Origin of the sequence: Phormidesmis priestleyi BC1401 (assembly GCF_001650195.1) — a bacterium.
GTDB classification, from domain to species: domain Bacteria; phylum Cyanobacteriota; class Cyanobacteriia; order Leptolyngbyales; family Leptolyngbyaceae; genus Phormidesmis_A; species Phormidesmis_A priestleyi_B.
The window spans coordinates 99,749-124,660 of the sequence record NZ_LXYR01000010.1 but is presented as its reverse complement, the minus strand read 5'-3'; the positions used below and the strand labels follow the sequence as shown (position 1 = coordinate 124,660).

The window sequence follows — 24,912 nt, the reverse complement described above, 5'->3', positions numbered from 1 at the left end:
GGTCTTGACCTCAACGCGTTGGGATCAATTCTGGAACAAACTGAATCAATACGGCTTTTCCGTTGCCCTCTAATAGTATCAAATAGAGGTCGCACCCCTCTAAGGCACCTCAATATCACGTACTCTGCCGCACAAATGGCAATTGGCTTGAAAACGACTAAGTAGGTAGGCACAATTAAACTGAAGACCCTCATCCCCTAACCCCTTCTCCCCAAGGAGAAGAGGAACTAGATTCTGGCTCCCTCTCCTGCGGGAGAGGGCTGGGGTGAGGGCATCTCCCGCATTTTATGTTTAATTAAGTCTGTCTACTTATGAGATTTCTTAAGGTTTCTACTCAGCAATCGTCTGGACAGTTTTTGACAAAAAGGCTTCCCACCCGTTAAGGTGCAAATAAGAATAAAAGCACCGGAATAGCTACATGGAAGCCATTGCACAAATCCTACTGTCTAAAGTGGACGATTTCGCAAACCGCAAACGCAGCTCTTAGTCACGGTGTTCTCAAGGATTGTGATTGTCTGTGGCAAGGTCAATTTCACGAGCCTGAGCCGATAGAGTGACTTCAATGAGCGCACGTATCGACGACCCTTTAAGCAGGAGTTTGAGTTCGCTTCGTTCGATCGAGAACGGGTGCAAACGGCAGGTGGGGAAGGAGCAGAACTGATGGGAGTGATGGACTGCTCATCTCTTGCCAAGAGCGGAAAGGCAACATTTGGACGAGATGCGTTTTGGAATGGCTGTGCCCCCAGAGCCGAGTGTGATTAAATCCCATCCCAACTTCTCAACCCTTTGTGATTACGGTCTGATCGCTGCTTGAATTTGTCCAGACTATTGTTTAAGTAGACAGGCTCAATTAAAGTCAGCCTGTGTAGGTAGGTTTCGGCTCCGCTTAACCCGCTAAACATTCTGTGGGCGTTAAGCGGAGCCAAAACGCATCTTACAGCTAGTTCTGTCTATCTAACTACAGAGCTTTATTGATCGTCAGGCTGCGAGGTTGAAGGGTGATGGTGCGAGTCTTTGCATTAGTGAGCGGCGATCGGGGGCACTTTGCAGAACTGGTGACGGTTCTGATTATTTTGCTGCTGGTGGCAACGATCGTCGCGCTGTTGTCGCGTCGGCTCCGGGTGCCTTATGTTTCGGGGCTGGTTTTAGCGGGGTTGGCGATCGCTGAACTTTTGCCGCGTCGTATCGGACTAGATTCTTCGCTGATCATTAATTTGTTCCTGCCGATCCTGTTGTTTGAGGCGGCAATCAATACCGATATCAGCCGATTACGAAGCACGCTCAAGCCAATTCTGCTGTTGGCGGGACCTGGAGTTGTGATTTCGTGTGGCGTGACGGCGGTCGGGCTGAAGTTTGGGCTGAGTCTCGACTGGGTGTCCGCTTTATTGGTCGGCGTGATTCTGGCGATCACAGACACGGTTTCGGTTATTGCAGTGTTTAAAGAAGTGTCGGTGCCATCGCGACTGATCACGATCGTCGAGGGAGAAAGCCTTTTTAACGACGGAATCGCGCTGGTTCTGTTCAGTCTGGTGCTGAAGTTTTACAGCACGGGATCGATCACAGTGGGCGGTGGTTTAAAGGAACTATTTGTCGTGATTGTGGGCGGTCTAACTGTGGGATTGGTGCTGGGATATTTGGGGATCGGGCTGTATGTGCGCTCAGAAGATGACCCCCTCAGCAGTATTTTATTAACCGTCGCGATCGCTCTAAGTGCCTTTCAGATTGGTCAATTTTTGAGCGTCTCAGGAGTCGTTGCTGTTGTGGTTGCGGGATTAGTCGTCGGCAACTTAGAACTCTCTCGCAGTGTTTCCGCATCTAGTCGCATCACAGTTCTGAGCTTTTGGGAATATGCGGGCTTTGGCGTAAACACGTTTATTTTTTTGCTAATCGGGCTAGAAATTGATCTGCCGACGCTGGGTAAGACTCTGCCTGCCGTGATTTTGGCAGTGCTTGCCTATCAAACGGGGCGGTTTCTCTCGGTTTATCCGCTGCTGGCGATCGTGGGCAAGTTCGATCGCTCAATTCCTTTTCGGTGGCAGCACGTTCTCTTTCTCGGCAACATTAAGGGATCGCTGTCGATGGCGCTGGCGTTGAGTTTGCCTCCGAGTCTTGCAGGACGCGAGGGACTAATCGCCTTAGTGTTTGGAACCGTGCTGATCTCACTGGTCGGGCAGGGAGTCAGCCTCCCCTGGTTGGTCAGACGGTTAAAGCTGTCTCACACATCTGAGTCGCAGCAGTGGATTGAGGGATTGCAGTCTCAACTAATGACCGCAAAAGCGGCACAAGACGAACTCGATACCCTGCTAAAAGGAGGAGTCGTGCCCAAATCGATTTATGAGGAGATGCGATCGAGCTATCAAATTCGAGTGGCGGCGGCGGAGCGATCGCTGCGAGACTTTTATAATCGCAGATCGGACAAGCAAACCAGTATCCATCATTCTCACTTTGAAGCGGTGCGTCGGCGATTGCTGTTAGCTGAAAAAAATGCCCTCAACGATGCACTCCGCAAGCGCATTCTGTCTGAGGAAGTAGTCCGGTCACGGTTGAAAGCGATCGACGAGCAGATTCTAGGATTAGAAGACGATTAGGCGTTGCTGAATACAACTATGAATTGCCCTCCTTACGAAGTGGGGCAAGCCCTCGCCAACCCTTCTCCCTGGGGAGAAAGGAGCCAGAATTCTGGTTCCCTTTCCTTTTGGGAGAGGGCTAGGGTGAGGATAAAACCTGTGCTTCATAGACAAATTCAGCAAAGCCAATGATTAAACGCACTTTTGAATGAAATTAATCATTTGATGCATCACCCCTGGTTTTGTGGCAATCAGCACGGTTGATTCGGGTTCTAAAACGGTGCTGCCGTTGGGGATCGTCAGATCCATGTGAGCGTGAGGCTGATAGCCGATAATCAGAGAACCCGTCGGAAACTTAGGATCTTGAGCAACTTCTGCGACACTGCGCCCCACCACGTTGCAGTGGGCAGAAATCGCCAACTTAACGACTTCAATTTGACCTTGCTCAAAGTGCATCGTCGATTCCACTTCAGGATATTCAATCACATTGACCATTGTGGAGACGGCAAGCTCGATCGCGTTAATCACATGAGTCGCCCCCGCAAATCGGTAGGGTTCAGCGAAATCTCGATGCCGCATCCGCACCACGATGTGAGGCACCCCGTAATGGTTTGCGAGTGTCACCATTGCTAGATTCAGCGCGTCGTCTCGCAAAACCGCAGCCATCGCATCTGCTTTGCGAATTCCAGCTTCGATGAGAATTTCGGTGCTGACGGCACTGCCCTCAAAGGCAATCACTCCCAACTGCTCACGGGCATAGCGGCAGGCGGCAGGGTTGATGTCGATGATCGCCACAGTGTGCCCCAAATCGACGAGCCGCTGCGCCAGATTGAGTCCAATGAGTCCCGCGCCCCCAATCAATACATACATGACAGATTCTCTCTAGTTCAACTTGAGGGCGCTGGCAGGAACGTCTTCCCAGGAATTGACAGTGCGGATGCGCGCAACCCAGCCTTCTGATTTTTGAGTAGCGGTGAGATTTTCTTCAAAGGCGACGTGACATTCTTGCGCCTGAGTTTCGTCACAGCACGCAATGCAGGCATAGAGAAGCCCAGACGGATCGACTTGTTCGTTTACCCAGATAGCCACGATCGTTGCCTCACTTTCCAACTAGATCTCCTGTTTTACAGGTTTGAGGGCACTCTCCCAAAATTAGCCGTAGTGTTTTAATTATTCTGGCTTTGCTGTGCCATTGCGGTCAAAGCATCACCCGTGACGCGACAGGTTTGCCAATCGGGAAGAACGGTAGCTCCCATACGTTTGTAGAATCCGATCGCGGGTTCATTCCAGTCTAAGACACTCCACTCTAGGCGACCACAGCCGCGATCGACCGCAAGTTGAGCCAGATAAGTCAGCAAAGCTTTGCCGATGCGCTGCCCCCGATAGTCAGGCAACACAAATAAGTCTTCTAGATAAATTCCTGGCTTGGTCAGAAAAGTTGAGTAGCTATAGAAGAAAAGCGCGAATCCAACAACCTGTCCGGCGTGGTCTGCGGCGATCGCTTCGATATAAGGTCGATCGCCAAATAAATGCTCTTCAAGCTGATCTGGGCTGCCCGTAACGGCATCCGATAGTTTCTCGTAGTCTGCTAACGCCTGAATCAAAGAAAACAGCGTCGGGACATCAGCATGAGTGACAGACCGAATGGTGAATGGATTCATAGTAAAAGTTGGACTCCAGACTTTAGATTCTAGATTGAACTGCAATCCAAACCCCAAAATCTGAAATCCAAAATGGTTGAACTGCGAGGTTTTGTCTATCCCAACCAGCCCTTCAGCCGTTCTGCAATTTGAGGTCTCCGCAGCTTCCGCATCGCTTTGCTTTGAATCTGCCGCACGCGTTCGCGCGATAGATTGAAGATTCCTCCAACCTCTTCTAGCGTGCAGGGCTTGCTGGTGGTCAGACCGTAGCGCAAAGAAATAATGTCTTTCTCACGCTGAGTCAGCACATTGCCCAAGACCTCCCAGATCTCTTGACGCAGCATAGTTTCGCTCATTTGCGATTCGGGCGATTGGGTGTCGCCGTCTTCTAGCAAGTCCATTAGTTCGGTGTCTTCACCCTTGCCGACTCGGTGATTGAGCGAAAGAGACTGGCGACGCACCTGTTGAAGATGCTGTAACTGCTCAACGTTCAGTTCTAGCGACTCGGCGAGTTCTGCCTCAGTGGGATTGCGGTTGAGGTCTCGCTTGAGATCGCGGTGTGCCTTTTTGAGCTTGTTAAGCTTTTCGACAATATGAATCGGGAGGCGAATGGTGCGGGCATCGTTGGCGATCGTCCGCGTGATCCCCTGTCGAATCCACCAATAGGCATAAGTCGAAAACTTATATCCTTTATCAGGGTCAAACTTCTCAGTCGCTCGGTTTAGCCCTAGCGCCCCTTCTTGAATCAAATCTAGAAACGGAACGCCGCGATTGAGATATCGTTTGGCGATCGACACCACAAGCCGCAGGTTCGATCGAATCATCTTCCGCTTGGCGACTCGACTGCGATGTAATCGATGCTCTAGCTGACGCTCATTGAGTCCGATTTTTGCAGCCAGCTCAACTTTCGTTGGAACGCGCCCTAGTTCTTGGTAAACCTGGCGATTGAGTTCCTCCATCTCAACTAGATACTGCACTCGTCGAGCGAGTTCTACCTCTTCATCGGGCTTGAGGAGCGGATAGCGCGCCATTTCTTTAAAGAATGCCCCGACCGCATCATCGGCGATCGTTTTGCTATATCCTGCTGATCTCGCTGTAGCAATCTGATCGACTTCAGCCTCCTCAGTAGACTGATCGACATCCGCCATTTCGGCAGCGACATCTTCTAAGCCTTCGAGATCAGGTTCTTCTATTTCAACGATGGGGGCACCCTCAAGGTCAATGTCGGGGGCTAGTTGCAGAGAGTCAACTGACTCTAAATCAGCCACGTCTATTGCAAAGTTCAGTTCACGATCGGCGAGAATTCCTATGTTAGAACTGTTGCTTTGTTCGTTCATATCAATACTATATCGAGGTAGTTTTACTCAACGCGTCTGAAGCAGAAAGGTTCGATGAAAACCACAGAGTTTCTATGATCTTCAGGGAAGGAATCAGTAGCAGATACAAGCCCCAAAGCCGTTTAGTAAAAGACTTCTAGGTTTAATTAACTTGTAGTTTATAAACTTGAGACTGTCATGTGAAGTGAGACCATGAATGAAGAAATATTCTGATTTAGACTCTGAAGTCTGTGTTCGATGCCCTCCTCAAATCGGGTGGTTTTAGTGAGTTTTATGGATAACTGTATTGAACATCGACCAGGCTACTGGAGATCAATAACCTCATTCAAATTGAAGAATTCTGCTGTTAGCAAATCTTCGATAGTTCTGATCGGTGAACGCGGCTCCGTTTGGCTCTAGTTTGGTTAGCTCCTAACGGTGGTAACAAAACTTTCCGTAAGCTTTAAAACAAAATGCATCGGAAAATAACTCTGTGACCCTTGGACTGCATCTACAGACTCCCACACCCGATCGGATTTGCATCTCTATCGTTAGTGAGAAAGTTGACCGCGTTTTTCTGCATTTGTCTGGTAATCTTATTCATCCCCTCAATACAGGGCTTCCCGTCTGCTTCAGTCTCAGGCTAAGATCGATGAAATAGTTCAATTGAACTAGCTGAAAATTGAGGCTGTGTCCTGAGCTACCAGGCTCTGAGAATTGCGGTGAGAGCCGCGATCGCCCTTCAGAATTTCTACCGCTGCTAATCCACCCAGGTTCTTGCGCCCAAAGCATTTTGATATGTTTGAGTCTCTGTCTAGCACCGTCGTTACTTCCGTCGCTGAACCGCAGGTAAGGTATGCGATCGAGCCGCCACGAAATCGCTGGGTTGAGGTGCTAGTTGACTGTCCGGGTGCTCAAGGGTTTTATACTTATAGGCTGCCGATCGACCTGCCAGTTCAGACGGGTGACATCTTAAGTGTGCCGTTTGGCGCACAGCAAGTCGGCGCGATCGCGATTCGTCTGCTCACGGTTGCGCCGCTTGACCTTGACTCTGCTCACATTCGAGAAGTTGAAGCGGTCGTCAGTGCTGGGTTTTTCCCTCCGTCTTATTGGGCTTTGTTGAGTCGCGTCGCTCGCTACTACCACACGTCTTTGATGCAAGTGGTTAAAGTCGCACTGCCACCAGGGTTATTGACGCGATCACAGCGTCGCATTCGGAAAATTAACCAGGAGAGCCGTCCTGATCTAGTTCTCACCTCGTCGGCTCAACACATTCTTGAGGTGCTTAAAGCCAGTAAAACGGGCGATTATTCCTGGCAGTTTGTGCAGCGACAGGTGCAAAACGCCAATCGAGGGCTGCAAGAACTGTTGAAATGGCAGCTTGTCGAAAGCTATTTAGAACCTCCAGCAACGGTTCGCCCCAAGGCAAAACAGGCTGTGACGCTGGTGGCGACTGAATTTTTGGCAGATTTAACCGATCGGCAGCGCGAAATTTTAGACGTTCTCAAGCGACAGGGCGGCGAGGCATGGCTTAATGAATTGCTGCAAATGTGCCACACCAGTTCATCGACGCTCAAAAAGTTAGAGGGCAAAGGCTATGTGGTGATTCAGCCTAGAGAAGTGCTGCGGGCAGAGCAGGGCGGCACGATCGAGACCGATATCTCTCGCACATTAACGCCTGAGCAAGCCGATGCGTTGATTCAAATTCAACAGCAGTCCGGGTTTACTCAAGTGCTGCTGCATGGCGTGACCGGATCGGGCAAAACTGAAGTTTATCTGCAAGCGATCGCCCCGATTTTAGAGCGCGGTCAATCTGCTTTAGTCCTTGTACCGGAGATTGGGCTGACTCCTCAACTCACCGATCGCTTTCGGGCGCGGTTTGGCGACCAAGTTTGCGTCTATCACAGTGCCCTCTCAGAAGGAGAACGCTATGACACCTGGCGGCAGATGTTGAGCGGCAGCCCCCAAGTCGCGATCGGAACTCGTTCTGCAATTTTTGCTCCTCTGCCTCATCTGGGTCTAATTGTTTTGGATGAAGAACACGATTCCAGCTTCAAGCAAGATCAGCCTGCTCCCTGCTATCATGCCCGAACGGTTGCTCAGTGGCGCGCCGAGCTAGAAAACTGTCCTCTGATTTTAGGGTCAGCCACGCCCTCTTTAGAATCCTGGATAGATGCAAAGGATGGACGAGACACGCATCCCTCTCTCTATTTGCCTCTTCCTAAACGGGTCTACGATCGCCCGATGCCGACGATCGAAGTCGTCGATATGCGGCAAGAACTGCGAGAGCGAAATGGCTCGATTTTTAGTCGATCGCTCCAAGATTCTCTGCGGCAGCTAAAAGAGCGAGGGCAGCAAGGCTTATTATTCATTCATCGACGCGGACACAGCACCTTTGTCTCCTGTCGAAGCTGTGGCTATGTGATGGAGTGCCCTCACTGTGATGTGTCGCTGTCTTATCACCACACTCACGCGGATGCAACGCCGCTTTTACGCTGTCACTATTGCAATCACGCTCAGTCTCAGCCGTCTCACTGCCCCTCGTGTGAGTCTCCTTATTTTAAGCATTTTGGCAGTGGCACTCAGAGAGTCACCGAAGAACTTGCCCGACACTTTCCCGATTTGAGCGTGATTCGGTTTGATAGCGATACGACTCGTGCGAAGGGGGCACACCGATCGCTGCTAACCAATTTTGCTCAAGGCGGTGCAGATTTGCTAGTCGGCACTCAAATGCTCACCAAAGGCATTGATTTGCCTCAAGTCACGCTGGTTGGCATTATTGCCGCCGACGGGCTATTGAATTTGCAAGACTTTCGAGCCAGTGAACGCGCCTTTCAGACCCTCGTGCAGGTAGCAGGGCGGGCAGGGCGAGGCGACGAACCCGGACGAGTGGTTTTGCAAACTTATGCGCCAGAACATCCGGTGATTGAGGCGGTCAAACGTCACGCATATGAGCCGTTTGTGGCGATCGAGCTTGAGCAGCGAAAAGCGCTAAACTTTCCACCCTATGGACGCTTGATTTTGCTGCGTCTTAGTGGGGTGAACCCGATCGCGGTGCAAAAAGCGGCAGAGCGAGTGGGAGAGTTCCTAGAGCGATCGCATCCTGAATATCAACTGCTTGGACCTGCGCCTGCCTCGATTTTGCGGGTCGCGCGTCGCTATCGGTGGCAAATTTTGTTAAAAGTCCCGTCTCAGATTGAGACTAATCTCCCCGACTGGGAGGCACTGCGATCGCACTGTGGATCGATGGTGAGTTTAGCGATCGACATTGACCCCATGAATCTCATGTAGTTTAGTTTCGATTTTGGATTAGCTGCTCCACGATTCCAGTCAATCGTGAAACTACGTCAGACTGCTGTCTTGTAATGTCAGCGTTTTCGCGAATCATCGCTTTAATTTCTGCTAAATCTTGTCTAAAAAGAATACTCGCCTGTTCTTGTTGTTCTCCTTGACGAGCGATTTGCTCTCCTTGACGAGCGATTTGCTCTCCTTGACGAGTAATCTGATCGCTGAGGCGATCAATCGCGGCTGTCTGCTGTTCGCCTTGTCGTCGAACGGTTTCAGCAAATTCACGGTTCGCTAAAAATTGCTGACGGATCATGTCTTTAATCTCCGCCATATCTGCTCGGAACTCAGTCAATCCTTCCGTGAGTCTTCCGACGTGGACGGTCAAAATCTCCAGGTTTTGCTCGATCCGGTTTAGCGTTTGGTCGGTGGTCATGGTGATACTGATTTTTCTGTTTGATGAGATTGAATTGTACTCTACACACGATCGCTGCCATCTTTGAGCAAACTGATTCTCGCTTCTGGCAAAATAAGCATGGCATCCCCAAATGAGTAGAAGCGATAGTGCTGCTCGATCGCGTCTTGATACAACAGCATCAGGCGTTCTCGCCCGATCAAGGCACTCACTAACATCAACAGGCTAGATTTGGGCAGGTGGAAATTGGTGATCAATCCGTCAACCACACGCCACTGATAGCCAGGGTAAATGAAGAGAGTCGTCTTGCCATAATAAGATTGAATTTCACCGCTTTGGGCTGCCCCTTCTAGCGATCGAACACTCGTGGTTCCAACGGCAATAATGCGTCCGCCCTTCGCTTTGGTTTGCCGAATTTGTTCAACGGTTTCAGGCGGCACCTCAATCCATTCGCCGTGCATATGGTGTTGAGTAATCTCTTCTGCTTCCACCGGACGGAACGTTCCTATGCCGACATGAAGCGTCACAAATGCCCGATCGATGCCCTTTTGTTGGAGGCGATCGAGCAACTCTGGCGTGAAGTGCAGTCCAGCAGTCGGAGCGGCGACGGCTCCTAGACGATCGGCGTAAATTGTCTGATATTGCTCTGGCTGAGAATCGGTTTCGGTAATGTAAGGCGGCAGGGGGAGTTGCCCAAACTGATCTAAGACTTCGAGCAGAGATTGACCGTTCGAGATCTCAAACTGGAGGATTCTGCCCCGCGTTGCCTGATCGCTGTCAACCACGATCGCGCTCAAACTTACAGAGTGGTTTGGATCTAGGGCAGTAAACAGAATTTTGCTGCCAGGTTTTAGTCGTTTACCCGGTTTAACCAGCGCTAGCCACTGATTCCGCTGTTGTTCTTCTAATAGCAGTACCTCTACGGCAGTGCCTTCTGGTTTTTGTCCATAAAGTCTGGCTGGCAGCACCCGTGTATTGTTGAGAATCAGTAAATCTCCAGACTCTAGAAAATCAGGTAACTCTTGAAAAATATGGTGATGGTGAGTCTGATCAGTGACAACCAGCAATCGAGCGTGATCTCTAGGTGTCGCCGGAGTTTGAGCAATCTGCTCTTCTGGTAATTGATAATCGTAGGCGGAAAGTAAAAGGTCGGGGTTCACACGATCGAGCCTGGATGAGAGCAGCTAACCTCCTTATTAAATCACGATAGCGATTCGCTCTCTACGTGCTCCGTCTTTAGAATTGGGTGAATCCACGTATACGACTTCGGGTGTATTCACCCTACTCGATCCGAGCATTTACAGGGATTATGAAGAAGTAGCGCCTTCTCGATCAAATAAAGTCTATGGAATATCTCTACTACCTTGCAAATGCCAGTCTCACTCTGAGAATCGTCGAGTATCTCCACTCCATGAGTCAACTGCCCGTTGGCTTCATGACGGTGATTCATCAGATTGATGGCTGGGTAGTCAAGGTGAAAATGAGTCACGCCCTTCCGCCTCAGCAGGATGGCGACTTGCGAGCATTTTTGAATGAGTTGGGCATCTCCTACCAGCCTGGGATTCGAGTGCAGATGGCACTCTGGGGGCTAGAAACTGGACAGTCACCGATCGATATCATGCAGCGCTATCAGGTCGCGGTCGTGTCTCACGGTACGCCTGATCGTAAAGAAATCGAAGAATTTCGTAAGCAATTTGTTCAAGGCTTGGGCTATTGCCCCGAAACCCTTGCCTAGATCCCTAAAGAGTAAACGCTTCATGAATGTAGTCGTGGAGCGTTAGCTGATAGCCTGCGATCGTTCGAGTCACGAGTTGAGTCGGATGGGGTGTGGAAAACAATTCGGACTTCTGTAGCAACGGAGAGCCAAGGTTTAAATCTTGCGCTCTTTTTCTTGGGGCGGGTTGACACCGCACAAGCGCCACATCAAATCGACAGGGCAAGTCTGCAAAATTGGGGTAATCCATCAAAAATAACTGAGCTGTTTGCCACAGTTTTTTCTGCTTGCTGGAAGTAACGGCTAACAATCCATCGCTATCCCAATTGCCTTTGCTGCGAGTTTTGACTTCCACAAACGCCAGTTGCAGCGTTGGAGATTGAGCGATTACGTCGATTTCTCCTAGACGACAGTGCCAGCGGTGATGCAAAATCTGCCAGCGTTGCGATCGTAACCAATCTGCTACAAATTCCTCTCCTAAGATGCCAATGGTCGCCCTGGCGTTTTTAGCCGAGCCGGGAGATGCAGGTGGGTTCACAGAATTCAGGTAATATCAAGGTGGACAATTTGAGGCAAAAGTCGTCTCGTAGGACGAGTTTGGTTCATTAAACTTCCTGCAAAAGTCTGAAGATGCTCTCCTTCCCCAACCCAAACTTGGGAGAAGGGGAGCCAGATTTCAAAGTCCCTCTCCCACATGTGGGAGAGGGATTTGGGGTGAGGGCAGGGACTTTTGCAAGAGGTCTATTCTCAAAGTGCCCGAATTATTTGCTGCTATAAACTGTCAGACCCACGGATAAACAATGAGCTGTCGATCGTCCAACGTTCTATCTATCCCATTGATGCAGGTTTGCTGGACTGCTGCGCTGCGTCAAGCGTCGAAAAAAGTTGTCTTGATTTTGGTATCTTGGCTGTGGATTTGGGGCACGATCGCCGCTCCTGCTCTCGCCGAGGACTATGACAAAGATTTTTTGGTTCGTGCTGACTTCTCCAATCGAGTGTTGACTGACTCAAGCTTCACAAAAGCAAATCTGCGAGAAATCAATCTCAGCAACAGCGATCTGCAAGGAGTGAGCTTGTTTGGTGCCAATTTAGAGAGCGCTAATTTGCAAGGAGCAAACCTCAGAAACACCACGTTAGATACGGCTCGATTTGTGAATGCAAACTTGACCAATGCCATTTTAGAAGGGGCGTTTGCCTTTAACGCAAAATTTGAGGGAGCCACGATCGAGGGAGCCGACTTTACAGGGGTTGACTTTCGAGCCGATGCTCAAAAGCTTCTCTGCAAGTCTGCCAGCGGAACGAACCCTGTGACAGGACGCGAGACGCGAGACACCCTTGACTGCGATTAGAAAAAGGCTACTCATTCATAGTCTTGTAAGTTGCGACTGCTGACGGTGAGATTCGATTGAGATAGCGGAAGATCCAATATTTGAAAATCGTGTCTAAAATCACGGGGAACGTGGCAATAAACAGAAAGATAAAATCGTGACTGGCAGGAAGCCCAAAATGCTTTGCGACTCCTTCTAGTAAAACCTCCCACCCGTGGGGCGAGTGAAACCCTACAAATATATCTGTAAATAAAATAATGATGAATGCCTTGGCACTATCGCTCAAGCCATAGACAATTTCATCCATAAAAGATTTGAGAACTGCAATCTCTCGCTTGGCTCTGACCAGCACGATCGTAAACGCGATCGTTGCCAAAATGTCGGCAATCCAGTTCTTAATTGCATCTGCACTTTGGTAAGCAAATGTCTCAGCAATCTCTCCAGCTTTTGCTTTTACTTTAGCTTCAATTTCTTCACCAATGATCGGAGCGCGCCCGATCGTTTCACCAATTAAGTTTTCAAACTTGAGCCGTTCTTCATATCGCTGTAGTTCTGTAAGAGCCTCTTCTGCCATTTCAGAATTGATAAAGATACTCCCTTGGTTTTCAGCTTTAAACCGTTCAGAAATCACTGCCCCAAAAGTAAAATTGTTGGACAGCAAGATATTTCTAGAAACCTGCTGAATGAGCAGCGGGACTAAGATCAAAATCAAGATGAATCTTAACGCAAAAACCGTCTTGACTTTAGAGCTACGGAAGGTTTGAACAACTTCTTGTTCAGATTTTGGGTCTAGATCTCGCTTGAGACGGTTTAAAGTTCCTAAAATAGATCGAGGCAATAAACCTGTTTTATCGGATACCGTTTCAAAATCAGCAGTGCGATCGGGGCTAGGTGAATAGGAAGCCGCATTAATCTGGTCAGTATTAACGCTTACCGCTCCGTTACCGTTATTTTCAACTGGAACCAACGCCGTTGAAGAGATCGTCAACAGATTTTCTGTATGATATCTGGCTAACACTTCATCGATAAATCTCAGCTTCTCTAACAGAATGGCGGGTCGATCTTTCGCCGTTGACACGAATCGAGAAGACCCAAATTCTGAAGTTTCGATCGTTCTTAAGGGGCGATCAGACACATCAGGATTCGTGAGATTCAACGTCGATCGGCTGAGTTTAAATTCTGCAAGCCCGATGCGAACAATCTTGAGATATTTCTTCAGATCCGTTTCAAAAAAAGCGAATACATTCGGACTCATCTTGGTTGATTCAGGAGCAACCTTTTTGCTGTCGAAGTGTTCATCCTCGATCGCTTTAATTTTTAATGCAGCGTCATACGCGTGATCTAAGGCACGATCGGGGGTTTCTAGATACCACCGTTCAGCGCGGTTCAAATAGCCCTTAAATCTTGAAAAGATTGATGTTTTCATAGCGCAAACTTAAAATCGCTTTCCCTCGGCTGTAGTGATTTGACCCTGGCTGGTCAGACACAGGATCTGACGATCGTCGCAACAATTTATTGTAAGACTGCTTTTTGTAAAGATCTACGATAGAGAGAGTCTTGGCATCTGCGAATGTGAGCGTCAAACGTTGGAGTGCTAAGTATCCTAACAAATTCATCTAGGGCTAATTTGTGCTTTCACAATCTATTTGGATCATTGGTGCAACTCGCAGCGGCAAAACGACGCGATTAGTCCGTCAGTTTTGCGATTGGGTTCGCCCTGCGATCGAGTCAAAATCGACTCAGACAGATGCCCGTGTGCTCGTGCTGTCGGCGATCGGAGACAACCGCCTCGATTTAGTCGATCGCTTAACGGCAGCGACTCAAGGCAAGTGTCCTTTTAGAGCAACGACCCCTTTGGGGTTTTTTGAAGATGAGGTGATGCTGTTCTGGTCGCTGCTGATTCAAAACTTGGGGCTAAAAGCACAGTTTCCGGTGAGACTTCGCCCCGAAAACGAGCAAGAACTCGCGACTCGTCTGTGGAGAGTCGAACTAGATGACGCGATCGGGCGATCGGGCATCTCAGAAGCGCGACTCGTACGACGAATTCTAGATTTGATGCAGTTGGCGACCTTGAGCGGGATGACGATCGAAGACATTCCGACTCTTCTAGAGCAGGGCTTGCCCAGGCAAACCGATGGAGAGGGGAGCGAACTGCCTTTGCCCTACGAAACGGTCTGTGAGATGCTTCAGCGCTGGCGTACCTGGTGTCTGCAACGGGGATTGTTGACCTATAGCCTGATCGCCGAGCTGTATGGGCGCTATTTGCTGACTGACCCGACCTACCAGCAACATCTGACTCAGCGCTATCGGGCAGTCTTAGCCGATGATGTCGATGAATATCCGGCGATCGTGCGTCATTTGTTTGAGGTTTTGCTCGATCGCGGCGTGGTTGGAGCCTTTAGCTTTAACCCAGATGGAGCCGTGCGACAAGGGTTAGGAGCCGACCCCGGCTATTTGCAAGGATTGGCTCTGCGGTGTCAGCAGGAAATTTTGAGCGATCGCCCTGCCCCTTGTCTAGCCAATGATTTGAGTGAGTCTATCGTCGAATTAGTCACCGATCCCATTTTCTTCGCCACGCTCCCGGAATCTGTCCAAGCGATTCAAACGACGACTCAAGCTCAACTCCTTCGGCAAACGGGAGATGTGATTATCAAAGCCATTCAGTCAGGACAGGTTGAGCCGAGAGAGATTGCCCTGATTGGTCCGGGTATCGATCCGATCTCTCGCTATGCCCTTGCCGCCATTCTCACCCGCCGAGGGATTCCGGTCGAAACGCTCAATGATCAGCGTCCTTTGGCGAGTAGCCCCATTATTCGAGCGCTGTTGACTCTTCTCACGCTTGTTTACCCAGGGTTAGGGCGACTGGTCGATCGAGACACGATCGCTGAAATGCTCGTCGTCTTAAGCCAGAAATCGAGGATTCAAATTCCCTCCGATCGTGACCCCAACGAGCCTCCACTCACGCTTCACGCTTCACCCTTTCTGATTGATCCGGTTCGCGCCGGACTGATTGCCGATCACTGTTTTGAGCCTCACCCCGATCGTCCCTGCTTGCTGCCTGCCGCAACGTTTCCGCGCTGGGATCGGCTGGGATATCAAACCACCAAAGCCTATGAGGAGATTGTCCAGTGGGTAGACGGGCAGCGATCGCAGTTATCGCAGCGATTGATTGCGAGTCCGGTAGTGTTGCTCGATCGAGCCATCCAGCGATTCTTTTTAGGCGGAAGTCATTTGCCGTTTGACCAACTCGCCGCTTTGAGAGAACTGATTGAAACCGCCCAGCACTATTGGGAGGTGGATGCTCGACTGAAACAGATCGACAAAACTGATGCGCCTCCTTCGATGACGGTGAACCGATTTGTCCAACTGCTCAGACAAGGGACGGTGACTGCCAATCCGTTTCCGGTTAGACCGATCGGACCGTCGAGCAATGCCGTCACCTTAGCCACCGTGTTTCAATATCGATCGAGTCGGCGTTCTCATCGCTGGCAGTTTTGGCTAGATGCCGGGTCAACTCGCTGGCTGAGTGGCGTAGACTCGCTGTTTGCGGCTCCTTTATTTTTGCAAGACTGGTCAGGCAAAACCTGGACAGCCGACGATACGCAAACTTCAAACGAGCAGCGACTGAGACGAATTTTGCTCGATCTACTCGGTCGCGCCGAAGAACGAGTGTTTCTCTGCTACGGCGACTTAGCCACCAATGGACAGGAACAAACTGGAATTTTGACGACGTTGGTGAATGCAGCGATTCCGATCGGGCTGCCCTCGCTAGAAGAGACCCCAACTGAACCGTCGCTCACCTAATCGATCGCCGCCAACAACTGCGCCTCAATCTCTCGCGGATACAGCAGCCAAACTTTTTGTACGGGCTGAGTCAGGGTTTTGACGAGCGGTGATAGCTCACTGATTTCCTGTAAACCCGTAGATGTTTGCAGATTGATGCCTCGCTGATAGAGCGTATAGCCTCGATTGATAAAGGTTCTCAGCCCTGCATAATAGCGAGGGACAAATCCGGCTTCTGTTAATAAGTAGTGAACTTTGTCGAGAAGCATTTGGCGATCGCTCTCTCCTAAATGACTGACATCCAAGGCTTTGAGCAAGTCTCGATCTAAAAAACGCCGACACAAATCAGCGAGAACGGGGTCAGACTGATGTTGCCAACGCTGCAAATGGTAGACAAACACGCCATCGTCGGCAGACAAATATTGCTCTAAAGTGAGCCGATTACAGTCTTCACTCAACCAGGCAGTGACGGTTTCATCGGCGGTTAACTGCCCCGCCTGAAGCTGAGTACGGGCACGATCGAAGGCTTGATTTAACACCCAAGTCGCCGCAATATTTTTGGGGTGATTATAAATCTGGGCATACATAAAATAGCGAACGATCAGGTAATGCTCGATCGCGGCGATTCCCTTTTGTGCAACGACTAACTGCTGACTCACGGGGTCATATCTCAGCGCCATGAGAATGCGATCGAGGTCAATCTTGCCGTAAGATGCCCCGGTGAAGTAACTATCGCGCATCAAATAATCGAGGCGATCGCAGTCAAGCTGACTCGACACCAACTGCGACACTAACGGCACCGGATATTTTTTTAAGTAAGTTTGTTCAATCTGATCCAACAGGTTTGGGTGAAAGCGATCGAGCAATTCACAAATCGGCTGATATTCTCGCAAGATCCGCCGAGTCCAGTGTTCATGGTCACAGCCAAACATTTCTTCAGCCGTGTGGCTAAACGCGCCATGCCCAACGTCGTGCAGCAGCGCAGCACACAGCACCACGGGTCGATGAACTTGTAGCTGAGGATAAGACTTGGCAAGGCGATCGAACGCTCGCCGAGCCACCGCCATTACGCCCAGTGAATGCGTGAACCGTGAACCCTCTGCCCCGTGAAATGTCAGACTCGCTGGACCCAACTGCCGAATTCGTCGCAATCTCTGAAACGCAGGTGTGTCAATCAAGCGAATCAGCAGCGCTTCGGTCGAGTCGCTGCTGTTGAGAGCGATCGCACCATGCAGAGGATCGTGATAAGTTCGCTCAGAGTTGGGCAGCAAAAGAATGAACAGTAAAGGACAGTTCGAGGGCTTCCGATCTAACTCGCGCCTGCAACCAACGCATCGGATGAGATCGCGTCGATCGCGGCTTGATATTGACGATCGCTCGGCGTTCCAATCTGGTCGAGGGTGATCGGGTCAAGAGGAACCACCTGATCTGGGACAATTCCTAATTTGTTGATATCTTTGTGGCTCGGAGTTTCATATTTGGCAACGGTGACAGCCAGTCCCGCCCCATCTGACAGGTCAAACAGAGACTGAATCAACCCCTTGCCAAAGGTTTTCTCGCCCAGAATAATCGCCCGTCCGTTGTCTTTCAAAGCACCTGCTAAAATCTCGCTGGCGCTGGCAGTGCCCTGATTGACCAAGACGACGAGGGGATCTTTAGTCAGAGCATCTCCCATCGCTTCAAAGCTGCCCATCGTCCCTTGACGGTTTACGGTGTAGACGATCGTGCCTTCATCAACCCACAGCTTCGCGATGTCTATCCCCGCTTGCAGCAACCCACCGGGATTGTTTCGCAAATCTAGAATATAGCTGTCGGCTCCCTGGTTTTCGAGTCGAGCGATCGCGTGAGCCATCTCAGCCGTCGCGTTGGCGTTAAACTGACTCAGCCGCAAGTAGGCAATTTTTTTGCCGTTCGATTGAGGACGCAACTCGGCATAGACGGGGTTTAACTCAATGCGATCGCGAACCAGATCAATTTCTAAGACTTTTTCCCCTGCTCGCTCAATGGTTAGCGTAACTCGACTGCCCATTTGACCTCGCATCCGTTCAGCCGCATCATCTAGTGATAGCCCTACGGTCGAGACTCCATCAATCATCAAAATGCTGTCTGCGGGTCGAATGCCCGACTTGGCAGCAGGAGATCCTTCAACAGGCGCAATCACCCTCAGCCGCTTCGTCTCTGGATCTAAAGAAATCTGTAACCCTACCCCCGTCAGTTCTCCAGACGTGCTGGTTTGCAGGCTGCGATATTGGTCGGGCTTGAGCAACCGGGTAAACGGGTCATCTAACCCCGCTATCATCTGCTGAATCGCGGTGTAGCTTGCCTCACGATTCGGCAACGGTTGTTTGAGATACTTCTCTCGAATCGCCCACCAATTTTGATGGTTAAAACTGGAATCGACATAAGAGCGATCGACAATTCGCCAAACTTCATTGACCAGCCGTTGCTCTTCAGTCAGAGCGTGGGCAGAAGGAGCCAAAACGCTCCAGGTGACTGCGATCGCCAACACAAACCCGGACAGTGAACGAACCCAAGAAAATCGTCTTTCCATAGTGATAGATCCTAACTGGAAATGTCCTTAAATTCCCACGCACTCAAAAAATGTGGACTCTGCTGGTCAAATTTTTCAAAAATAAAACTTTTCTTTACAAATAGTTAAACGCGATCAGCCACTGCAAGTAAACCCTAAAAGCAGCCAAACTTTGATGAATTGCCGCTTCCCAGACGGCTGTCGACCATTGGGCTGTGTTACATTTTTTATGAACAGCAATCATTGTTAGGAACGCTTGCTCTATGGCAAATGTGTACGACTGGTTTGAGGAGCGCCTCGAAATCCAGGCGCTAGCCGAGGACGTAACCAGCAAATACGTGCCGCCTCATGTCAATATTTTCTACTGCTTGGGTGGAATTACGTTAACTTGCTTCCTGATCCAGTTTGCGACTGGGTTTGCGATGACTTTTTATTACAAACCAACTGTCGCTGAGGCATTTTCCTCAGTGCAGTATTTGATGAACGACGTTAACTTCGGTTGGCTAATTCGTTCCGTCCATCGCTGGTCTGCCAGCATGATGGTGCTGATGATGATTTTGCACACCTTCCGCGTCTATCTGACGGGTGGCTTTAAAAAGCCCCGCGAGTTGACCTGGGTCACGGGTGTAATTTTAGCGGTGATTACCGTTTCCTTTGGGGTGACGGGTTATTCTCTGCCTTGGGATCAGGTGGGCTATTGGGCAGTCAAAATCGTCTCAGGCGTGCCTGAAGCGATTCCTGTCGTGGGCACCTTGATTGCTGATTTGCTGCGCGGTGGCGCGAGTGTGGGTCAATCGACTCTAACTCGTTACTACAGTGCTCATACGTTTGTGTTGCCCTGGCTGATCGCCGTGTTCATGCTGGCGCACTTCTTGATGATTCGCAAACAGGGTATCTCTGGTCCCTTGTAGTCGATTTTAAGGTTCAGATTTTGGATGATGAATTCAAAATCGCGAATCCGAAATTTGTTTGCTGTTTCCTTATCTGCTGATTTCCCTCTTAAGGAGAGCCTTTTTCAACTATGGCAACTGTTAAGAAGCCGGATCTAAGCGATCCTCAATTGCGTGCCAAGTTGGCGAAAGGTATGGGTCACAACTATTACGGTGAACCTGCCTGGCCCAACGACTTACTTTACATTTTCCCAGTGGTGATTTTGGGAACGATCGCTCTTTGCGTCGGTTTAGCCGTGCTTGACCCCGCCTCGATCGGTGAACCCGCCAACCCCTTTGCAACCCCTCTAGAAATCCTGCCAGAGTGGTATCTCTATCCCGTGTTCAACATCCTTCGAGTTGCACCTAACAAACTGTTGGGTGTCGTTCTAATGGGTTCTGTTCCCTTAGGTTTGCTGATTGTTCCATTCATTGAAAATGTGAACAAGTTTCAAAACCCGTTCCGTCGTCCGGTTGCTACCACAGTTTTTCTGTTTGGTACGGCTGTAACTCTGTGGTTGGGAATTGGAGCCGCCTTCCCAGTGAGCCAAGCGCTGACTTTGGGTCTGTTCTGAAAAGATTTTGGGCTTTAAACTTGGTGTCTGCGATTCTCCCGAGTAATTTTGGGGCTTGGTAGGCACCACTTTTTGTAAGCTATTAAAATTACGACGTTAGCCAGTGTCCTGGAGAGTAATCTCTCGCTCAAACCATTTAAGCTCAAGAACAGCTTTCGCCTCACGAATCCGCGAGTGATCATTCAGGTGCTGTCAGATTTGACGGAGGCTGATGGCACGAATACGTTTAGGCTCTATCAGACGATTCCAACCTTTCAAGAGTACACTCTGATCAACCCAGCTAAAGTTGAAACTGACCCCTTCTTCAAAACTGGAGCCAAGCGCTGGTTGCCGTACGAATATGATCACGAAGATGCTGAATTGTCTCTAAAAACAAAATTCTTTTTGAAGAGATACTAGAAGGTCAGCAGTTTCAAACTTACTCTAAACTTGACACCTACTCTAAATTTTGATTCCATGTCACCCCGCCTTTCGCTGATCACTTCAGGGCTAAAAATGCTGACGTTTCACGGAGTGGCAGTGAGTGATGGACAGTTAATTGTTGCTACTCTAGAAGGTGATTTGCTCAAGATTAGTCTAGATGGAACTGTGACGAAATGGGTAAGTCTGGTTCGCTATGGCATTCCAGCCGGAGTGGTGAACCTGCAGGGCACGATCGCGGTCACGCTCTCAGCCCAAGAGTCAGGGCATTTCTTGATGCAGGTGTCGCCAGAGGGAAAAATTACCGAGACCGCAGACTTATCCCAGTTAGCAGGAGAGTTTGGTGCCCCCTTTGGGATTGCGGCTCATGGGGGCTACTATCCTTACTATTTAGTAGCGATCGTGACCGATGTGACGGGTTCAGGAGGACTGATCGTGCGGGTCACGCCGTCTGGAAAAGTTTCTCAGCTAGTCCAGCTACCCAGTTCACCATTTGGCATTGCGGCGGCTGGCGATCGCATCTTTGTAACACAAGAAGATGGAAATATTTTGCAAATTTCGCCGACGGGTCAAGTGGAGCCGATCGCAAATCTAATTGAGGCTGGGTTAGGAATACCGTTAGCAATTACTCATTCAATTCCTGATTCTCAAGGCGCTTGCTTGGTGACTACGAGTATGGGCTGGTTAGTCCAAATTCTTTCAGACGGCACGCTGTCTCCGCTGGTCAATGTTCAAGAGACTGGGTTTGGGCTACCCACCACGCTGACTGCAATCAATGATAGCTATGCTGTGGCAACGATCGCAGGAAACTTGCTTCGAGTTGATTAACCGAATCCAATAGGTTCTCAAAGCTTTCTCCTGACAGGCTTTTGCAGAACATGACAAAGCAATAAGAATCGTTGCGATCGTTCCACTCCACTCTCCAGGTCAAAATCTCTACAGCCCCTACCGGATATACCTTACATCGATTTTTTCTCTTCAAAGTATCGATCCAACTGGACTGAGCGATCGCCCACGATTCCACCATCTTTGAGACAATCAGAAAGCGATAAGCCTCGGCGATGATCGGGGACAAGACGATAGGGGCAATCCTTTCTACACCCCACGCCACAGAATTCAGATCAGATAAGGGAGACACCGTATGAAATTGGCTTACTGGATGTATGCAGGTCCGGCTCACATTGGCACTCTTCGCATTTCCAGTTCTTTTAAAAACGTCCATGCCATCATGCACGCTCCGATCGGTGATGATTATTTCAACGTCATGCGATCAATGTTAGAGCGCGATCGTAACTTCACTCCGGTGACGATTAGCTCGGTTGATCGCAACGTGTTGGCTCGTGGCTCTCAAGAGAAAGTGGTGGATAACATCACCCGCAAAGATGCAGAAGAAACACCAGATCTGATTGTGTTGACTCCAACCTGCACCTCCAGCATTTTGCAAGAAGATCTGGCAAACTTTGTGCAACGAGCGCAAATCGATACGAAGTGTGATGTGCTGCTGGCAGACGTGAATCACTATCGGTTTACGGAACTGCAAGCTGCCGATCGAACGCTTCAGCAGATCGTCCAATATTACATTGCGAAGGCGAAAAAGAAAGGACAACTGCCCGAAGGCAAGACCGAAAAGCCCTCGGTCAATATCATCGGCATCTCGTCTCTGGGATTTCACAATCAGCACGACTGCATTGAATTAAAGCGCTTGATGGCAGACATCGGCGTTGAAGTCAATGCGGTGATTCCTGAAGGGGCTTCGGTTCTGGAACTCAAGAATCTGCCAAAAGCCTGGTTTAACCTGGTGCCCTATCGGGAAATTGGCTTGATGACCGCAGAATTCTTGAAAGAAGAATTTGGGATGCCGTATGTGGACATCACGCCGATGGGTGTGGTTGAGACAGCGCGCTGCATTCGCAAAATTCAAGACGTGGTGAATGCTCAGGGTGGCGATGTAAACTACGAAGATTTCATCGAAAACCAAACCCTGTATGTGTCTCAGGCAGCTTGGTTCTCACGATCGATTGACTGCCAAAACCTCACAGGCAAGAAAGCAGTAGTCTTTGGTGACAACACTCACGCGGCGGCAATGACCAAGATTTTGTCACGCGAGATGGGCATTCACGTCGTCATGGCAGGAACGTATTGCAAAGCCGATGAGAAATGGTTTCGCGAACAGGTGAGTGAATATTGCGATGAAGTGATGATCAGTGACGATAATGGCGCAATTGCAGACGCGATCGCCCGCATCGAACCTTCGGCAATCTTCGGAACTCAAATGGAACGCCACGTCGGGAAGCGACTGCGAATTCCGTGCGGGGTGATTTCGGCTCCGATTCACGTTCAAGATTTCCCGATCGGATATAAGCCATTCCTAGGCTATGAGGGCACTAATCAGGTGGCTGATTTGGTCTACAACTCTTTCACCTTGGGCATGGAAGATCACCTGCTGGAAATCTTTGGCGGACACGACACCAAAGAAGTGATCACGCGAGGAATGTCTGCCGATTCTGATATGAATTGGACGAAAGAGGCGCAACTAGAATTAAACAAAATTCCTGGGTTTGTGCGCGGCAAAATCAAGCGAAACACCGAGAAGTTTGCGCGCGATCGCAACCTATCCGAAATCACGGTCGAAGCAATGTACGCCGCCAAAGAATCGGTCGGAGCGTAGTCAGACCTTGCGTTATTTTAGGGGGTGCTCAACTTGGGTGCCCCTTTTTTATTGGGCTAATAGAATGCGATCGACAAACTTTTCGATCAGTTGATTGGCGATCGGGGTGTCTTGCAAACTGTTGAGGATGCGATCGAGCAAATCCCGATCGTCTAAATATCGGTCTTGATAGCGGCTAATGCGAACGGCTAAATCTTTGGCATCGACTTCGGGGTGAAACTGGAAGCCGTAGAAAGGCTTGTTGGCAATTTTGAAGGCATGGTAGGGGCACAGATCAGAATACGCTAACAAGATTGCATCTTTTGGCATCGAAACAGCGCGTTCTTTATGCCCAGAGATCGCTAAAAAGCCATTCGGGACATCGTGAAAGAGCAAATCACTCGCGGCATTCTCGGTGAGCCAGAGAGGATAGGTGCCCATCTCCATGTTGGGTTTATCAACGATGATGCTGCCGCCCAACGCTTCGATCGCCGCCTGAAACCCGAAGCAAGAGGCGAAGACGGGGATGCTTTCGTTGAGACAGTGAATAATGAGCTTTTTAGTCGGCTCGACAAAGGGATATAGCTCTGGCTGAGTGACCGACGCATCACTAGAACCGCCGATAAATAGAGCGTCATAGCCCTCAATCTGAGTGGGGCTAAAGTCGGGCGTGGCAAAGACATCCAAGACTGAAAACTGATGTGCCTCTAAGCGACCATAGCGGACGAATTCGTCTAGCTCTTCTAAGCGTGTGATCGCGTCATTGCGGATTTGTAGAAGCAGAATTTTGAGATCTGATCGGTGCTTTGCCATGAAACTATAAAGACTCAAACTGCGCGGTAAATCCCTCAAGCATCATGCACTCGTCTTGAAACGATTCGGCATCATTCACATCGTCTATTTGAAATTCCATAATCCGCCGCTCATCGTCTTTCATCTTCTTGCTAGAGAGCAGCTTGTTGGGATATTTGGCGGTGATTTCCTTAAAAGCAATCGCATGAGCTTGCCAGCTATCAGCAGAACAGTAAACGGTCACACGCCACATGAGGGTCGAGGCTCCGATCGAGAGGGACGGGTTCATTGTCGCATTGGATGGGACGTGTTTCGGCAATCGTGGAGGATTCGGAAGCGCTGATTTGATTCGGAAGCGATGAGTTGAGCAGCGATGACTGTAACGACAAAATGTAATTACAATAAGGGCAATCCAGCGATCGTCGAGTGATGGAGTTTGAATGGGATGAAGAAAAGCGTCTTGCTAATTTTCACAAGCACGGAATTGATTTTGTTGACGTTTACGCCATGTTCGACGGAGATACCGTAACCGTTGAAGACGATCGCTACCGCTACGGAGAACAGCGTTTTGTAACGTTCGGTTTGTTGCAAGGGCGAGTAGTCGCTGTTGTCCATACTGAACGAGGTAAGATGACCCGCGTTATTTCTGCGAGAAAGGCGACCAACTATGAGCAACGAACCTATTTCGAGCAACTCTCAAACTGATTGGCAACGACTAGATACGATGAGTGACGAAGACATCGATTTATCAGATTGCCCAGAAATTACTCCTGAACTGTTTGCTAAAGCTACGGTTCAACGGGGTGGTTTACCTACGGAAAAAAACAAAGCACAGGTGACGTTACGGATTGATAGCGAGGTTTTAGAGTGGTTCAAATCTCAAGGACAAGGTTATCAAACCCAAATCAACACCTTGCTAAGAGCGTATATGGAAGCACACCGATCATGATATTTGAAGCGTTGCAAGCATT

At 49.6% G+C, this 24,912-nt stretch carries 25 protein-coding genes; 13 read left to right on the top strand and 12 right to left on the bottom strand.

What is annotated here, in order from left to right:
- The first annotated feature begins 627 nt into the window (after positions 1–627).
- Together A8707_RS30170 and A8707_RS08105 are read left to right on the top strand one after the other, a co-directional pair.
- Entirely contained in the window at positions 628–762 is a 135-nt protein-coding gene (locus A8707_RS30170; RefSeq protein WP_269452694.1) for a hypothetical protein, read from the top strand.
- A gap of 239 nt (positions 763–1,001) precedes the next feature.
- A complete protein-coding gene (locus tag A8707_RS08105) occupies positions 1,002–2,588 on the top strand; it encodes a cation:proton antiporter (RefSeq protein ID WP_068816298.1) in 1,587 nt (528 codons plus the stop codon).
- 171 nt (positions 2,589–2,759) lie between these two features.
- Here the strand turns inward: A8707_RS08105 and A8707_RS08100 are convergent, their stop codons facing one another.
- The 4 genes from A8707_RS08100 to A8707_RS08085 all read right to left on the bottom strand — a co-directional run bounded on the left by A8707_RS08100 (position 2,760) and on the right by A8707_RS08085 (position 5,544).
- Positions 2,760–3,437, bottom strand: coding sequence for a potassium channel family protein (locus A8707_RS08100; protein WP_068816297.1), 678 nt, complete (start codon positions 3,435–3,437; stop codon positions 2,760–2,762).
- 12 nt (positions 3,438–3,449) lie between these two features.
- Positions 3,450–3,656, bottom strand: coding sequence for a glycogen debranching protein (locus A8707_RS08095; protein WP_068816311.1), 207 nt, complete (start codon positions 3,654–3,656; stop codon positions 3,450–3,452).
- A gap of 77 nt (positions 3,657–3,733) precedes the next feature.
- A complete protein-coding gene (locus A8707_RS08090; RefSeq protein WP_068816296.1) occupies positions 3,734–4,228 on the bottom strand; it encodes a GNAT family N-acetyltransferase in 495 nt (164 codons plus the stop codon).
- Between the two features lie 95 nt (positions 4,229–4,323).
- Entirely contained in the window at positions 4,324–5,544 is a 1,221-nt protein-coding gene (locus A8707_RS08085; RefSeq protein ID WP_082906278.1) for an RNA polymerase sigma factor, RpoD/SigA family, read from the bottom strand.
- A gap of 777 nt (positions 5,545–6,321) precedes the next feature.
- On the opposite strand from A8707_RS08085, the gene priA reads away from it, so the two are divergent.
- On the top strand, positions 6,322–8,814 hold the full coding sequence (priA, locus tag A8707_RS08080; RefSeq protein WP_068816295.1) for a primosomal protein N': 2,493 nt from the start codon (positions 6,322–6,324) through the stop codon (positions 8,812–8,814).
- 1 nt (position 8,815) lies between these two features.
- On the opposite strand, the gene A8707_RS08075 is transcribed toward priA, so the two are convergent.
- A complete protein-coding gene (locus tag A8707_RS08075; RefSeq protein ID WP_068816294.1) occupies positions 8,816–9,244 on the bottom strand; it encodes a hypothetical protein in 429 nt (142 codons plus the stop codon).
- Between the two features lie 41 nt (positions 9,245–9,285).
- Positions 9,286–10,383, bottom strand: coding sequence for a tRNA preQ1(34) S-adenosylmethionine ribosyltransferase-isomerase QueA (gene queA / locus A8707_RS08070; RefSeq protein WP_156518429.1), 1,098 nt, complete (start codon positions 10,381–10,383; stop codon positions 9,286–9,288).
- A 185-nt stretch (positions 10,384–10,568) separates the two neighbouring features.
- Between queA and A8707_RS08065 the strand changes: the two genes are divergently transcribed.
- Complete coding sequence (locus tag A8707_RS08065; protein WP_068816292.1) at positions 10,569–10,958, top strand: hypothetical protein; 390 nt, start codon at positions 10,569–10,571, stop codon at positions 10,956–10,958.
- A 4-nt stretch (positions 10,959–10,962) separates the two neighbouring features.
- On the opposite strand, the gene A8707_RS08060 is transcribed toward A8707_RS08065, so the two are convergent.
- Entirely contained in the window at positions 10,963–11,475 is a 513-nt protein-coding gene (locus A8707_RS08060; RefSeq protein ID WP_074382478.1) for a YraN family protein, read from the bottom strand.
- Between the two features lie 301 nt (positions 11,476–11,776).
- Between A8707_RS08060 and A8707_RS08055 the strand changes: the two genes are divergently transcribed.
- Positions 11,777–12,286 (top strand): pentapeptide repeat-containing protein, encoded by a 510-nt coding sequence (locus A8707_RS08055; protein ID WP_068816290.1) that lies wholly within the window; start codon positions 11,777–11,779, stop codon positions 12,284–12,286.
- Positions 12,287–12,293: 7 nt separating this feature from the next.
- Here A8707_RS08055 and A8707_RS08050 read toward each other — a convergent pair whose 3' ends face one another.
- Positions 12,294–13,691 carry a proton extrusion protein PcxA gene (locus A8707_RS08050; RefSeq protein WP_068816289.1) on the bottom strand — a complete coding sequence of 466 codons (1,398 nt, stop codon included), beginning with the start codon at positions 13,689–13,691 and terminating at the stop codon, positions 12,294–12,296.
- Between the two features lie 203 nt (positions 13,692–13,894).
- On the opposite strand from A8707_RS08050, the gene A8707_RS08040 reads away from it, so the two are divergent.
- Entirely contained in the window at positions 13,895–16,069 is a 2,175-nt protein-coding gene (locus A8707_RS08040) for a DEAD/DEAH box helicase (RefSeq protein ID WP_068816287.1), read from the top strand.
- On the opposite strand, the gene A8707_RS08035 is transcribed toward A8707_RS08040, so the two are convergent.
- Complete coding sequence (locus A8707_RS08035; RefSeq protein ID WP_068816286.1) at positions 16,066–17,319, bottom strand: HD domain-containing protein; 1,254 nt, start codon at positions 17,317–17,319, stop codon at positions 16,066–16,068. The two genes, A8707_RS08040 and A8707_RS08035, sit on opposite strands and share 4 nt — an antisense overlap.
- A 38-nt stretch (positions 17,320–17,357) precedes the next feature.
- Complete coding sequence (ctpA, locus tag A8707_RS08030) at positions 17,358–18,599, bottom strand: carboxyl-terminal processing protease CtpA (protein ID WP_082906277.1); 1,242 nt, start codon at positions 18,597–18,599, stop codon at positions 17,358–17,360.
- A 242-nt stretch (positions 18,600–18,841) separates the two neighbouring features.
- Here ctpA and petB point away from each other — a divergent pair, with 242 nt between their 5' ends.
- The 5 genes from petB to bchB all read left to right on the top strand — a co-directional run bounded on the left by petB (position 18,842) and on the right by bchB (position 23,170).
- Positions 18,842–19,489, top strand: coding sequence for a cytochrome b6 (gene petB, locus A8707_RS08025; RefSeq protein WP_068816285.1), 648 nt, complete (start codon positions 18,842–18,844; stop codon positions 19,487–19,489).
- 110 nt (positions 19,490–19,599) lie between these two features.
- Positions 19,600–20,082 carry a cytochrome b6-f complex subunit IV gene (gene petD / locus A8707_RS08020; RefSeq protein ID WP_068816284.1) on the top strand — a complete coding sequence of 161 codons (483 nt, stop codon included), beginning with the start codon at positions 19,600–19,602 and terminating at the stop codon, positions 20,080–20,082.
- Positions 20,083–20,256: 174 nt separating this feature from the next.
- Complete coding sequence (locus tag A8707_RS08015; protein ID WP_068816283.1) at positions 20,257–20,481, top strand: hypothetical protein; 225 nt, start codon at positions 20,257–20,259, stop codon at positions 20,479–20,481.
- Positions 20,482–20,538: 57 nt separating this feature from the next.
- Complete coding sequence (locus A8707_RS08010) at positions 20,539–21,330, top strand: SMP-30/gluconolactonase/LRE family protein (protein WP_156518427.1); 792 nt, start codon at positions 20,539–20,541, stop codon at positions 21,328–21,330.
- A gap of 313 nt (positions 21,331–21,643) precedes the next feature.
- Entirely contained in the window at positions 21,644–23,170 is a 1,527-nt protein-coding gene (bchB, locus tag A8707_RS08005) for a ferredoxin:protochlorophyllide reductase (ATP-dependent) subunit B (protein WP_068816281.1), read from the top strand.
- A 48-nt stretch (positions 23,171–23,218) separates the two neighbouring features.
- Here the strand turns inward: bchB and A8707_RS08000 are convergent, their stop codons facing one another.
- Both A8707_RS08000 and A8707_RS07995 read right to left on the bottom strand, forming a co-directional pair.
- Positions 23,219–23,962, bottom strand: coding sequence for a type 1 glutamine amidotransferase (locus A8707_RS08000; protein ID WP_068816280.1), 744 nt, complete (start codon positions 23,960–23,962; stop codon positions 23,219–23,221).
- Positions 23,963–23,966: 4 nt separating this feature from the next.
- On the bottom strand, positions 23,967–24,230 hold the full coding sequence (locus A8707_RS07995; RefSeq protein ID WP_231947980.1) for a hypothetical protein: 264 nt from the start codon (positions 24,228–24,230) through the stop codon (positions 23,967–23,969).
- A gap of 140 nt (positions 24,231–24,370) precedes the next feature.
- On the opposite strand from A8707_RS07995, the gene A8707_RS07990 reads away from it, so the two are divergent.
- The gene (locus A8707_RS07990; RefSeq protein WP_068816278.1) at positions 24,371–24,646 is read left to right on the top strand and encodes a BrnT family toxin; all 276 of its coding nucleotides are present in this window, start codon (positions 24,371–24,373) and stop codon (positions 24,644–24,646) included.
- A complete protein-coding gene (locus A8707_RS07985) occupies positions 24,609–24,890 on the top strand; it encodes a BrnA antitoxin family protein (protein ID WP_068816277.1) in 282 nt (93 codons plus the stop codon). Before A8707_RS07990 ends, A8707_RS07985 begins: the two co-directional genes overlap by 38 nt.
- Positions 24,891–24,912: the final 22 nt, after the last annotated feature.